Source organism: Pseudomonas sp. fls2-241-R2A-110, assembly GCF_030209165.1.
Taxonomy (GTDB): domain Bacteria; phylum Pseudomonadota; class Gammaproteobacteria; order Pseudomonadales; family Pseudomonadaceae; genus Aquipseudomonas.
Map to the genome: position 1 here is coordinate 164,703 of NZ_JARVSN010000024.1, position 13,048 is coordinate 177,750.

12 protein-coding genes are annotated in these 13,048 nt (G+C 60.8%); 10 read left to right on the forward strand and 2 right to left on the reverse strand.

The window, feature by feature from the left end; all coding sequences use genetic code 11:
* Window positions 1–154 precede the first annotated feature (154 nt).
* The 6 genes from QRN31_RS20460 to QRN31_RS20485 all read left to right on the forward strand — a co-directional run bounded on the left by QRN31_RS20460 (window position 155) and on the right by QRN31_RS20485 (window position 7,116).
* On the forward strand, window positions 155–1,171 hold the full coding sequence (locus QRN31_RS20460) for an AraC family transcriptional regulator (RefSeq protein ID WP_285434104.1): 1,017 nt from the start codon (window positions 155–157) through the stop codon (window positions 1,169–1,171).
* Between the two features lie 250 nt (window positions 1,172–1,421).
* The gene (locus tag QRN31_RS20465) at window positions 1,422–3,086 is read left to right on the forward strand and encodes an AMP-binding protein (RefSeq protein ID WP_285434106.1); all 1,665 of its coding nucleotides are present in this window, start codon (window positions 1,422–1,424) and stop codon (window positions 3,084–3,086) included.
* A gap of 16 nt (window positions 3,087–3,102) precedes the next feature.
* Entirely contained in the window at window positions 3,103–3,864 is a 762-nt protein-coding gene (locus QRN31_RS20470; protein WP_285434107.1) for an SDR family NAD(P)-dependent oxidoreductase, read from the forward strand.
* 12 nt (window positions 3,865–3,876) lie between these two features.
* The gene (locus QRN31_RS20475; RefSeq protein WP_285434109.1) at window positions 3,877–5,070 is read left to right on the forward strand and encodes an acetyl-CoA C-acyltransferase; all 1,194 of its coding nucleotides are present in this window, start codon (window positions 3,877–3,879) and stop codon (window positions 5,068–5,070) included.
* A gap of 116 nt (window positions 5,071–5,186) precedes the next feature.
* Window positions 5,187–6,314: an acyl-CoA dehydrogenase gene (locus tag QRN31_RS20480; protein ID WP_285434110.1), complete on the forward strand. Its 1,128-nt coding sequence runs from the start codon at window positions 5,187–5,189 to the stop codon at window positions 6,312–6,314.
* Between the two features lie 28 nt (window positions 6,315–6,342).
* Entirely contained in the window at window positions 6,343–7,116 is a 774-nt protein-coding gene (locus QRN31_RS20485) for an enoyl-CoA hydratase (protein ID WP_285434195.1), read from the forward strand.
* A gap of 126 nt (window positions 7,117–7,242) precedes the next feature.
* Here the strand turns inward: QRN31_RS20485 and QRN31_RS20490 are convergent, their stop codons facing one another.
* Both QRN31_RS20490 and QRN31_RS20495 read right to left on the reverse strand, forming a co-directional pair.
* A complete protein-coding gene (locus tag QRN31_RS20490; RefSeq protein ID WP_285434112.1) occupies window positions 7,243–8,394 on the reverse strand; it encodes an acyl-CoA dehydrogenase family protein in 1,152 nt (383 codons plus the stop codon).
* A gap of 3 nt (window positions 8,395–8,397) precedes the next feature.
* Window positions 8,398–9,504 (reverse strand): enoyl-CoA hydratase/isomerase family protein, encoded by a 1,107-nt coding sequence (locus QRN31_RS20495; RefSeq protein WP_285434114.1) that lies wholly within the window; start codon window positions 9,502–9,504, stop codon window positions 8,398–8,400.
* Between the two features lie 448 nt (window positions 9,505–9,952).
* On the opposite strand from QRN31_RS20495, the gene QRN31_RS20500 reads away from it, so the two are divergent.
* The 4 genes from QRN31_RS20500 to QRN31_RS20515 all read left to right on the forward strand — a co-directional run bounded on the left by QRN31_RS20500 (window position 9,953) and on the right by QRN31_RS20515 (window position 13,041).
* On the forward strand, window positions 9,953–10,732 hold the full coding sequence (locus tag QRN31_RS20500) for a transporter substrate-binding domain-containing protein (RefSeq protein ID WP_285434115.1): 780 nt from the start codon (window positions 9,953–9,955) through the stop codon (window positions 10,730–10,732).
* Between the two features lie 61 nt (window positions 10,733–10,793).
* A complete protein-coding gene (locus tag QRN31_RS20505; RefSeq protein ID WP_285434116.1) occupies window positions 10,794–11,519 on the forward strand; it encodes an ABC transporter permease in 726 nt (241 codons plus the stop codon).
* Window positions 11,516–12,226, forward strand: coding sequence for an ABC transporter permease (locus QRN31_RS20510; protein ID WP_285434118.1), 711 nt, complete (start codon window positions 11,516–11,518; stop codon window positions 12,224–12,226). The genes QRN31_RS20505 and QRN31_RS20510 overlap by 4 nt, the downstream gene beginning before the upstream one ends.
* A 53-nt stretch (window positions 12,227–12,279) precedes the next feature.
* Window positions 12,280–13,041 carry an ABC transporter ATP-binding protein gene (locus QRN31_RS20515; protein WP_285434120.1) on the forward strand — a complete coding sequence of 254 codons (762 nt, stop codon included), beginning with the start codon at window positions 12,280–12,282 and terminating at the stop codon, window positions 13,039–13,041.
* Window positions 13,042–13,048 lie beyond the last annotated feature (7 nt).

Here is a 13,048-nt window from a genome sequence, read left to right on the forward strand (position 1 = left end):
TAATGACACTCATTACCAAATAGAACTGATTGCTATTTACCTGAACCTAAGCTGAACAACCTTAAACATCACACTGGAGCCTGTGGGATCTGCATTGGGCTGAAGGCTGCGCTAAGATGCCGGCACTCAACAAGAACAAGGCACACTTCGCTCAATGTCGGAAAAAGACACCATCTCCATTCAACTGGTGCGCGAAGCACTGCTGCAAAGCTGTGCCCCGGGCTCTGCCACCGATGAGGTGTTGAACAAAGTCGGCATCGATCCGGCGCTGCTGCACTCCAACGACGCCCGCATCCCGGCTACGGCGTATGCACGGTTGTGGCGCCTGCTGGCCCGGCGTGGGGACGATGAGTTCTTTGGCATGGACCCGCGCAAACTCAAGTCCGGCAGCCTGGCGTTTCTGTGCCGTAGTTCGATGATCCAGCCGAGCCTGGCCGCCGGGCTGACCACGGGCCTGAATTTCCTGTCGTTGATGCTCGAGAACATGCCCGCGCAACTGGTGCGTCAGCAAAGCCTGGCCGAGATCGTCCTGCTCGAAGACGACCAGGACCCGCGCCGCGCTTTTACCTACTTCACCTACTGGATGATCGTGCACGGCGTCGCCTGTTGGCTGGCGGGGCGGCGGATACCGATTCTGGCCATCGAACTGCGCTGCGCGGAGCCGGATTTCTGCGATGACTATCAGGTGATGTTCTCCGAGAACCTGCGCTTTGACCGACCGCGCACGCGGATGATTTTTTCGGCCGAGTGCCTGGACCTGCCGATCAAGCGCAGCGCTGAGGAACTGAAGCGTTTCCTGGCCCATGCGCCGGCCAATATTCTGGTCAAGTACCGCGATCCGCAGAGCCTGGCCAGCCGGATCAAACACGATTTGCGGCAACTACCCGCCGAACAATGGCCAGAGACCGAACCGCTGGCGCAACAACTGTGCATGTCGGCTTCCACCCTGCGCCGGCGGCTGGCGGAAGAAGGGCAGACGTATCAAGGGCTCAAGGACAGCGTGCGCAAGGAGTTGGCCATCGTCTGGCTGGCCGAGCCGCAGATCAGCTTCGCCGAAATCGCTGCGCGCTTGGGGTTCGCTGATGCCAGCTCGTTTTATAAGGCGTTTCGCAAGTGGTCGGGGTCCAATCCGGGGCATTACCGGAGTTTGATCCTCAACGAAGCTGATTGATCCCAAGCATGTGGTGACTGCGCTGATGCTATCGCGAGCAAGCTCGCTCCCACATTTGGAATGAGTTCCCCCTGTGGGAGTGAGCTTGCTCGCGATGAGGCCCGCAAAGGCGCCACACCATTCAAACCTTGGCCAAACCAGTCAGACAACTTGATAGCTTTGACCATTGTCCCTTTCCCCGCGCAGAGCGAGTATTTCCCTGTTACTTACGGTTCCCCCAACCCAATAAAAAAACAGCGGGATTCTGGCAATGCGCGATTACTTGTCTGCGACTTCACAGTTCAACTACCAGCACACCGTCGATACTTCTCTGGCCGGCAATCTGCAGGCCCTCAATGCCTGTGTCGAGTGTTGCGACCGGCATGCATTGCCGGGGCGCATTGCGCTGTTCTGGGAAGGCCGTGACGGCTCCAGCGCGACGTATACCTTTAGCGACTTGCAGGAAAAAGCGGCGCGGTTTGCCAACTTCCTCCTGGCCCAAGGTGTGCAGAAAGGCGACAAGGTCGCCGGCCTCCTGCCACGCAATATCGAATTATTGATCACCGTGTTTGCCACCTGGCGCATCGGCGCGGTCTATCAGCCACTGTTCACCGCATTCGGCCCGAAAGCCATCGAGCACCGCTTGAGCAACTCCGGCGCCAAAGTGGTGGTGACCGACGCAGTCAATCGGCCGAAACTCGCGGATGTCGCCGACTGCCCGACCATCGTCACCGTCGGCGGACCCAAAGGCCAAGGCATCGTCCGTGGCGACTACAGCTTCTGGGCCGAACTGGCCAATTATTCTTCCCAATGTGAGCCGGTGCTGTTGACCGGCGAAGACCCGTTCCTGCTGATGTTCACCTCGGGCACCACCGGCCCGTCGAAAGCCCTGTACGTGCCGCTCAAGGCCATCGTCGCCTTCAAGGGCTACACCTGCGACGCCGTGGATTTGCGCCCGGAAGACGCATTCTGGAACCTGGCCGATCCGGGGTGGGCCTATGGCATATATTTCGGTGTCACCGGGCCGATGTCGATAGGGCATCCGATCACCTTTTACGATGGCCCGTTCACCCTCGAAAGCACCTGCCGGGTCATCAACAAATACGCGATCACCAACCTCACCGGTTCACCGACTGCCTATCGCCTGCTAATCGCTGGTGGCGACGAATTTGCCAAGTCGATCAAAGGCAAGCTGCGCATCGTCAGCAGCGCCGGCGAGCCGCTGAACCCGGAAGTGATCCGCTGGTTTGCCGACAACCTCGGCGTGGTCATTCACGACCATTACGGCCAGACCGAACTGGGCATGGTCCTGTGCAATCACCATGGCCTGGAACACGCGATCCATATGGGCGCCGCCGGTTTCGCCTCGCCGGGCCACCGCATCGCGGTGCTCGACGATGAATACAAGGAACTGGGCGTCGGCCAGCCCGGCATCCTGGCCATCGACCGCAGCCAATCGCCGATGTGCTGGTTCAACGGTTACGAAGGCGCGCCGACCAAGGCCTTCGTTGGCAACTATTACCTGAGCGGCGACACCGTCGAATGGAACCCGGATGGCAGCATCAGTTTCGTCGGCCGTAGCGACGACGTGATCACCACCTCCGGCTACCGCGTCGGCCCGTTCGACGTGGAAAGCGCGTTGATCGAACACCCTGCAGTGACCGAAGCCGCTGTCGTCGGCAAACCCGACCCGGAGCGCACCGAACTGGTGAAAGCTTTCGTGGTGATTGGCGAGCATTACCGCCCGACGCCGGAGCTGGCGGAAGAACTGCGCCAGCACGTGCGCAAACGTCTGGCCGCGCATTCATACCCGCGTGAAATCGAATTTGTCAGCGAATTGCCGAAAACCCCAAGCGGCAAATTGCAGCGCTTTATCTTGCGCAACCAGGAAATCGCCAAGGCTCAAGAGGCCGCGGCTCAAAAAGCTTCTGCTTGAATCGAAGGAAACTATGATGCAGATCGAAAACAAGGTTTTTCTCGTTACCGGCGGCGCATCGGGTCTCGGTGCAGCGACCGCTGAAATGCTGGTCGCGGCCGGCGCCAAAGTGATGCTGGTGGACATGAACGCCGAAGCCGTTGCGGCCCAGGCCGAGCGCCTTGGTGCCCAAAGCGTAGTGGCCGACATCAGTAACGAAGCCGCGGCGCAAGCGGCGGTGCAGGCGACGGTCAAGGCCTTTGGTGGCCTCAATGGCCTGGTCAACTGCGCCGGCATCGTGCGCGGCGAGAAGATCCTCGGCAAGAACGGCCCGCATGCGCTGGCCAGTTTCAGCCAGGTGATCAACGTCAACCTGATCGGCAGCTTCAACATGTTGCGTCTGGCCTCGGCGGCCATCGCCGAAACCGAACCGGATGCCGACGGCGAGCGCGGCGTGATCATCAACACCGCTTCGGCCGCCGCCTACGATGGCCAGATCGGCCAAGCGGCCTACGCCGCGTCCAAAGGCGCAATCGTCAGCCTGACCTTGCCCGCCGCCCGTGAACTGGCGCGCTTCGGCATTCGTGTAATGACCATCGCCCCGGGGATTTTCGAAACCCCGATGATGGCCGGCATGACCCCGGAAGTCCGCGCATCCCTGGCCGCCGGCGTGCCATTTCCGCCGCGTCTGGGCAAACCGGGCGAGTATGCCGCGCTGGTCAGGCATATCATTGAAAACAGCATGCTCAATGGCGAGGTGATCCGTCTCGACGGTGCCTTGCGCATGGCCGCCAAATAAGGAGGATTTGTCATGACTATTGCCAACGATCCAATCGTTATCGTCAGCGCCGTCCGCACCCCCATGGGTGGTTTCCAGGGCGAACTGAAAAGCCTGACCGCACCGCAACTGGGTGCTGCCGCGATCCGTGCCGCCGTTGAACGGGCCGGTATCGCGCCGCAATCCGTTGAAGAGGTGCTGTTTGGTTGCGTGCTGTCTGCCGGCCTCGGTCAAGCCCCGGCGCGTCAAGCCGCGTTAGGCGCCGGGCTGGATAAATCGACCCGCTGCACCACCCTGAACAAGATGTGCGGCTCGGGCATGGAAGCAGCGATGCTGGCCCACGACATGCTGATGGCCGGCAGCGCCGACGTGGTCGTCGCGGGCGGCATGGAAAGCATGTCCAACGCGCCGTATCTGCTGGATCGCGCTCGCAGCGGTTACCGCATGGGCCATGGCCGCGTGCTCGATCACATGTTCCTCGACGGTCTCGAAGACGCCTACGACAAGGGCCGCCTGATGGGCACTTTCGCCGAGGATTGCGCTGAAACCAACGGGTTTACCCGTGAGGCTCAGGACGCGTTTGCCATTGCCTCGACCACCCGCGCGCAGCAGGCGATCAAGGACGGCAGCTTCAAGGACGAAATCGTGCCGCTGACCGTGACGGTCGGCAAAGAGCAAGTGCTGATCAGCAACGACGAACAGCCACCGAAGGCCAAACTGGACAAGATTGCTTCGCTGAAACCGGCGTTCCGCGAGGGCGGAACGGTGACGGCGGCCAACTCCAGTTCGATCTCCGACGGTGCGGCGGCGCTGGTGCTGATGCGCCGTTCCGACGCAGAAAAACAAGGCCTGAAACCGCTGGCGGTGATTCACGGTCACGCGGCGTTCGCCGACACCCCGGGCCTGTTCCCGGTGGCCCCGGTCGGTGCGATCAAGAAACTGATGAAGAAAACCGGTTGGTCGCTGAATGACGTCGACCTGGTGGAAGTCAACGAAGCCTTCGCCGTGGTTGGCATGGCGGCGATGACCCATCTGGAAATCCCCCACGAGAAGATCAACGTTCACGGCGGCGCGTGCGCCTTGGGCCACCCGATTGGCGCGTCTGGCGCGCGGATCCTCGTGACCCTGCTTTCGGCCCTGCGCCAGAAAGGCCTGAAACGCGGCGTCGCGGCGATTTGCATCGGCGGCGGTGAAGCCACGGCCATGGCCGTGGAATGCCTGTACTAAGGCCAACTTCACCCCTGTGGGAGCCAGCCTGCTGGCGATTGGCTGATACGACGCCATCGCCAGCAGGCTGGCTCCCACAGAGTTCTGTGTCGTACCCCGGATTTTAAGGATTCACCATGATTCCCAATGACGAACAACTTCAGATCAGCGACGCGGCCCGGCAATTCGCCCAGGAACGGCTCAAACCGTTCGCCGCCGAGTGGGACCGCGAACACCGCTTCCCCAAGGAAGCCATCGGCGAGATGGCCGAGCTGGGCTTTTTCGGCATGCTGGTGCCGGAAGAGTGGGGCGGTTGCGACACCGGTTACCTGGCCTACGCCATGGCCCTGGAAGAAATCGCTGCCGGCGATGGCGCGTGCTCGACCATCATGAGCGTGCACAACTCGGTCGGTTGCGTGCCGATCCTCAAGTACGGCAACGATGAGCAGAAAGAACGTTTCCTCAAGCCGCTGGCCAGCGGCGCGATGCTCGGGGCGTTTGCCCTGACCGAACCCCAGGCCGGTTCCGACGCAAGCGGCCTGAAAACCCGCGCGCGGCTGGAAGGCGATCACTACGTGCTCAACGGTTGCAAGCAGTTCATCACCTCGGGGCAGAACGCCGGGGTGGTGATCGTGTTCGCCGTGACTGACCCGAGTGCTGGCAAGCGTGGCATCACAGCGTTGATCGTGCCGACCGATTCGCCGGGCTACAAAGTCGCGCGGGTTGAAGACAAGCTCGGCCAGCATGCCTCCGATACCTGCCAGATTCTGTTCGAAGACGTGAAGGTGCCGGTCGCCAATCGACTGGGTGAGGAGGGCGAAGGTTACCGGATCGCCCTGGCCAACCTGGAAGGTGGTCGTGTCGGCATCGCTTCGCAATCGGTGGGCATGGCCCGAGCCGCGTTTGAGGCAGCCTGTGACTATGCACGTGAGCGCGAGAGCTTCGGCAAGCCGATCATCGAACACCAAGCCGTAGCGTTCCGCCTGGCCGACATGGCCACCCAGATTGCCGTCGCACGGCAGATGGTGCATTACGCGGCGGCATTGAGAGACAGCGGCAAACCGGCCCTGGTCGAAGCGTCCATGGCCAAGCTGTTCGCCTCGGAAATGGCCGAGAAGGTCTGTTCCTCGGCGTTGCAAACCCTCGGCGGTTACGGTTACCTGAACGACTTCCCGCTGGAGCGCATCTACCGCGACGTTCGGGTTTGCCAGATCTATGAAGGCACCAGCGATATTCAACGCATGGTCATTTCGCGCAATCTTTGAGAAGGACTGATTTATGAACAAGAGCTCTGTGAGTTACGAAACGATTTTGTTGGAAACCCATGGCCGTGTCGGCCTGATTACCCTCAACCGTCCGCAAGCGCTGAACGCGTTGAACGCGCAGATCGTCAGCGAACTGAACCACGCCCTTGATGGCCTGGAAGCCGATTCGAACATCGGTTGCATCGTGCTGACCGGCTCGAAAAAAGCCTTCGCCGCCGGTGCCGACATCAAGGAAATGGCCGAGCTGACTTACCCGCAGATCTACCTCGACGACCTGTTCAGCGACAGCGATCGCGTGGCCAACCGTCGCAAGCCGATCATCGCGGCAGTCAACGGTTTTGCCTTGGGCGGTGGTTGTGAGCTGGCGCTGATGTGCGACTTCATCCTGGCCGGTGACAATGCGAAATTCGGTCAACCGGAAATCAACCTCGGCGTGCTCCCGGGCATGGGCGGCACCCAGCGCCTGACCCGCGCCGTGGGTAAGGCCAAGGCCATGGAAATGTGCCTGAGCGGGCGCTTGATCGACGCGGTGGAAGCGGAGCGTTGCGGGATTGTCGCGCGGATCGTTCCAGCGGACGAGTTGCTGGAAGAAGCGCTGAAAGTCGCGGCGTTGATCGCCAAGAAGTCATTGCCGATTGCGATGATGGTCAAGGAAAGCGTCAATCGCGCCTTTGAAGTGAGCCTGTCCGAAGGCGTGCGCTTTGAGCGCCGGGTGTTCCATGCAGCGTTTGCCACGCAGGATCAGAAGGAAGGGATGGCGGCGTTTATTGCCAAGCGTGAAGCTGAGTTCCAGGGGAAGTGATTTAGCGTCTGAGCTGACGTCATCGCGAGCAAGCTCGCTCCCACATTTGATCTCTGGTGGACGCAACATTTGTGAGCGCCAGAGAAACCCTGTGGGAGCGAGCTTGCTCGCGATGCTTTTAGGGGGTCAAACCTGGTAGTTCTTGAGTTCGCGGGCAATCACCATCCGCTGTATCTCGCTCGACCCCTCGTAAATCTGCGTGATCCGCGCATCTCGGTAGTAACGCTCCACCGGGTAATCCTCCAGATACCCATACCCACCATGAATCTGCATCGCCGAAGAACAGACCTTCTCGGCCATCTCCGATGCAAACAGCTTGGCCTGTGACGCCTCCGACAGACACGGCTTGCCAGCGCTGCGCAACCGCGCCGCGTGCAGAATCAACAACCGCGCCGCGTTGAGTCGGGTGTGCATGTCGGCCAGCATATTGGCGATGCTCTGGTGCTCGATGATCGGTTTGTCGAACTGCACGCGATCACGGGAATAGGCCAGCGCCGCTTCGAACGCCGCACGGGCAATGCCCAATGCCTGCGCCGCGATGCCGATACGGCCGCCTTCGAGGTTGGACAGGGCAATGGCCAGACCTTTGCCACGCTCACCCAGCAGATTCGCTTCGGGAATCGTGCAGTTGCTCAGCGTCACCGCGCAGGTGTCGGAGGCGCGAATGCCCATCTTGTGTTCGGTGCGATCGACAATGAAGCCGGCGGTGTCGGTTGGCACCAGGAACGCGGAGATACCGCGTTTGCCCAGGTCCGGATCGGTCACGGCAAAGACAATCGCCAGCTTCGCTCGTTTACCGTTGCTGACAAACTGTTTGGCGCCGTTGATCACCCACTGGCCGTCGCGCAGTTCGGCGCGGGTGCGCAGATTGTGGGCTTCGGAGCCGGCTTGCGGCTCGGTCAGGCAGAAGCAGCCGATGGCCTGACCGCTGGCCAGGTCCGGTAGCCACGTTTGTTTCTGTTCGTCGGTGCCATAGTTGAGCACCGGCCCGCAGCCCACGGAGTTGTGGATGCTCATCAACGCACCCGTGGCGCCGTCACCCGCAGAGATTTCTTCCACCGCCAGGGCGTAGGCGACGTAGTCGACATAGGTGCCGCCCCATTCTTCCGGCACCACCATGCCCAGCAGGCCCAGTTCACCCATCTTCGCCACCAGACCGTCATCGATCCAGCCGGCCTTTTCCCAGGCCTGCGCGTGGGGCGCGATTTCGCCGCGGGCAAAATCCCGGGCCATGTCGCGGATCATGACTTGTTCTTCGCTCAATTCGATATCGTGCATGGCTCAGCTCCCAGTCTGGTCAAAGCCTGTGAAGAAACTCGCAACGTGCGCGGCGTCCAGCGCCTGCAAGGTCGGCGGGTTCCAGCGCGGGGTCTTGTCTTTGTCGATCAGCAAGGCGCGCACGCCTTCGATCAGGTCGCCGCGCTCGAACCACTGGCGGTCCAGGTGCAACTCGAGGGCGAAGCACTCTTCGATACTCAAGTGCCGACCACGACGCAGCATTTCCAACGTCACGGCCATCGCCAGCGGCGAACGGCTTTGCAGCAGGTCGGCGGTGGTCTCGGCCCACTCATGGCTGTCGGCGACCGTGACTTCACGCAGTTGCTCAACAATACTCGGCACATCGGGCAGGGCGAAGAAATGGTCGATGGCCGGGCGTAGCGCGATCAACGGCGCATCGGGCAGTTGTTGCACCGCGAGACTGGCCAGCAGGCCTTGCAAGTCCTTGAGCGGTGTCCCGTGCCATTGGAGCTGATCAAGCTGCTCATCGAGCGTGGCCAGCTTTTCGCTTTCCAGGAACCAGTCGGCCAGTCCGCAATACAGCGCATCCGCCGCACGGATCTGCACGCCGCTGACGCCCAGGTAGATTCCGAGTTCACCGGGGATGCGCGGCAGGAAGTAACTGCCGCCGACATCCGGGAAATAACCGATGCCGACTTCAGGCATCGCCAGACGGCTTTTCTCGGTGACCACACGTAAGTCGGCGCCTTGCACCAGACCCATGCCGCCGCCGAGGACAAAACCGTCCATCAGGGCCAGCACCGGTTTGCAGTAGTGGTGAATGGCGAGGTCGAGGGCGTATTCCTCGACGAAGAAATCTTCGTGCAGGGTGTCGCCGCTCTTGAAGCTGTCATACAGCGAGCGGATATCGCCGCCGGCACAGAAGGCTTTTTCGCCGGCACCGCGCAAAACCACCGCATGCACCTGCGGATCCTGAGCCCAGGCATCGAGCTGACGGTGCAGGTGACGGACCATGTCCAGGGTGAGGGCGTTGAGGCCGGCGGGGCGGTTGAGGGTCAGGTGACCGATGTGGTTGCGAACCTCGGCCAGCACTTCGTTTTGCGTGGCATCCACGGGCGAAATACCCTTCGATGAAACCTGAGCAGTCATCAGTAACTCCCTGCTTTTATTGTTCTTTATAGACAAGCTCGCGCGCGAGCGATGCCGGATCGTAACAGTGCAAATTTGCCCTGTACAACCCGGATATGTGCAGGTCTCGTCTGCACTTTTGTCATGAAGACGCATAATTTCTTGCTGAGAAGGGCCGCGAGCCGCGCTGACGACCGAATCGGCTGTGAAAAAGCCCTTATCAGCGCAATCCGGGTGTCTGCGCCGGCCCGTACGACACCAGCCCCTGCTCATCTGTTGGCATTCTGACCTCCGGTTTCAAGCCCTCTGTGCCGAGGGTTTCAAGCCGGGTGCCGCAGAGTGCGGCCCTGCGTACAAAACAAAAAGAACGCTGTTGCGGTGTTGGCCGCATCGACTCTCTGTTCCTGCCCATAAAGGTGGCCTGGTCAATCCGGCCGCGATAATTCCAAATAAATCGGGATTCAAGAAGATGAAGACTAAATGGCTGAGCTTGTCGGTACTCGCGTTGCTGTGCTGCTCCACGGGTGCCGGCGCCAAGGAATGGAAAGAGCTGAGATTCGGCGTTAACCCGAGCTACCCACCCTTTGAGTCAACTACCGCCGATGGCGGCGTGCAAGGGTTTGGCGTGGACTTGGGCAATGCCATCTGTGCCGAGCTGAAGCTGACTTGCGTGTGGGTCAGCAATGACTTTGATGGACTGATTCCCGGCCTCAAGGCTGGCAAGTTCGACGCCATCGAGTCCTCGATGACCGTCACCGAAACCCGCAAAAAACAGATCGACTTCACTGATCGCCTCTATGCCGGACCAACCGCCATCGTCACCCGCAAGGACTCTGGTTTATTGCCCACCGCCGAGTCGCTGCGCGGCAAGACCATCGGCTACATGCAGGGCACGATTCAGGAAACCTACGCCAAGGCCAAACTGGGGCCGGGCGGGGTGAAGCTCAAGGCCTATCAGAATCAGGATCAGGTGTACGCCGACCTGGTTTATGGCCGTCTCGATGCCTCGATCCAGGACAAACTGCAAGCGCAGATGAGCTTCCTGACTTCGCCGCAAGGCGCGGACTTCCAGAACAGCGAAGGCATCAGCGACCCGTTGGTACCGTCGGAAATCGCCATCGGCGTGCGCAAGGACAACGACGAACTCAAAGGCATGCTCAATGCCGCCATCAAGGCCCTGCATGAGAAGGGCATCTACGCACAGATCCAGCAGAAACACTTCGGCGATCTGGACCTCTACAACAACTGATCCTCGCGCCCCGGTCGCTGTGTCGCAGCGACCGTCGGGCGCCTCAAGACGGGTGACTGGCGTGAATTCCTTCCTGAATCTGATCGGGGTCGACCTCTCGGCCCTGCAAGGCTATGGCCCATTGTTGCTGCACGGCACTTGGGTCACGCTCAAACTGGCGGCGCTTTCACTGGTGGTCAGCATGGCGCTGGGGCTGCTCGGCGCGGCGGCGAAATTGTCGCCGCTGAAGCTGTTCAACCTGCCGGCGACTTTTTACACGACGCTGATTCGCGGTGTGCCGGACCTGGTGCTGATGCTGCTGATTTTCTACAGCCTGCAAGGCTGGCTGAGCAGCCTGACCGAAGCCATGGGCTGGGCCTACATGGAAATCGACCCGTTCGTGGCCGGCATCGTCACCCTCGGTTTCATCTATGGCGCGTACTTCACTGAAACCTTTCGCGGGGCGATTTTGAGTGTGCCGCGCGGTCAGCAGGAGGCCGCCGCGTGTTTTGGCCTGAATCGCTGGCAGCGCTTTCGCTTCGTGGTGTTCCCGCAAATGATGCGCTTTGCCTTGCCGAGCCTGGGCAACAACTGGCTGGTGCTGCTCAAGGCTACCGCGCTGGTCTCGATCATTGGCTTGTCTGATTTGGTCAAGGTCGCGCAGGAGGCCGGTAAAAGCACCTTCAACATGCTCGACTTTCTGTTGCTGGCCGCAGTGCTGTACTTGCTGATCACCAGCGCGTCGAACTACGTCCTGCGGGTGCTGGAGCGGCGCTACAACCAGGGCGTGCGGGGGATGGCGCGATGATCGAGTTGATTGCCGAATACTGGAAACCCTTCCTGTTCACCGACGGCGACACGCTGACCGGCCTGGCCATGACCCTGTGGTTGCTGGTGGCAAGCATTGTGATGGGGTTTTTCCTGTCGCTGCCGTTGGCGATCCTGCGGGTGTCGCGCTGGGGGCTGCTGCGCTGGCCGGTTCAGCTGTTCACCTACGTATTTCGCGGTACGCCGCTGTATATCCAGTTGCTGATTTGCTACAGCGGGATTTACGGCATCGCCGTGGTTCGTTCGCAACCCTTGCTCGAAGCGTTCTTTCGCGACGCGATGAACTGCACGTTGCTGGCGTTCACCCTCAACACCTGCGCTTACACCGTCGAGATCTTCGCCGGGGCGATTCGCAGCATTCCCTACGGCGAAATCGAGGCCGCCCACGCGTATGGCTTGAGCGGTTGGCGCCTGTACCTGCGGCTGATCCTGCCTTCGGCGTTACGCCGCGCGCTGCCGTATTACAGCAACGAAGTGATCCTGATGCTGCACGCCACGTCGGTGGCCTTCACCGCGACCATTCCGGACATTCTCAAAATCGCCCGGGATGCCAATGCCGCGACGTTCATGACCTTCCAGGCCTTCGGCATTGCCGGCTTGCTGTACCTCGCCCTGTCGTTTGGCCTGGTTGGCGCCTTCCGGTTGGCGGAGAAGCGCTGGCTGAGTTTCCTCGGCCCGGCTCACTAAATTCTTTTATCCAAAGCAGCGTCGCGGCCGGCGCGGCTGCAGGAGTTTTTTGCATGTACAAACTCACGGTTGAAAATCTGTATAAACGCTTTGGTGACAATGAAGTGCTCAAGGGCGTCTCGTTGAACGCACGGGCCGGGGATGTGGTGAGCATGATCGGCGCCAGCGGTTCGGGTAAAAGCACCATGCTGCGCTGCATCAACTTTCTGGAGCGCGCGGACGAGGGCGCCATTGCCCTGGATGGTGAGCGAGTCCTCACGCGTCAGGGCGTCGGTGGCATGCGCGTTGCCAACCCGAAGCAGTTGCAACGTTTGCGCACACGGCTGGCGATGGTGTTCCAGCATTTCAACTTGTGGAGCCACCTGACGGTGCTGGAGAACATTGTGCTGGCGCCGTGTCGCGTGTTGGGGGTTAGCCGAAAGGCCGCCGAAGACAGCGCCCGGGCTTATCTGGACAAGGTCGGTTTGCCGCAACGGGTGGCAGATCAATACCCGGCGTTTCTGTCCGGTGGCCAGCAACAACGCGTCGCGATTGCCCGGGCCCTGGCCGTGGAACCGGAGATTCTGTTGTTCGATGAGCCGACCTCGGCACTCGACCCGGAACTGGTGGGCGAGGTGCTGAAAGTGATTCAGGCGCTGGCCGAAGAGGGCAGGACAATGTTGATGGTGACCCACGAAATGGGTTTCGCCCGGCAAGTGTCCAGCCAAGTGTTGTTCTTGCATCAGGGGCGGGTCGAGGAGCAGGGTGATGCAACGATCCTCGACCAGCCCAAGAGTGAACGTTTACAGCAATTCCTATCGGGTCGTTTGAAGTGAGGCAAGA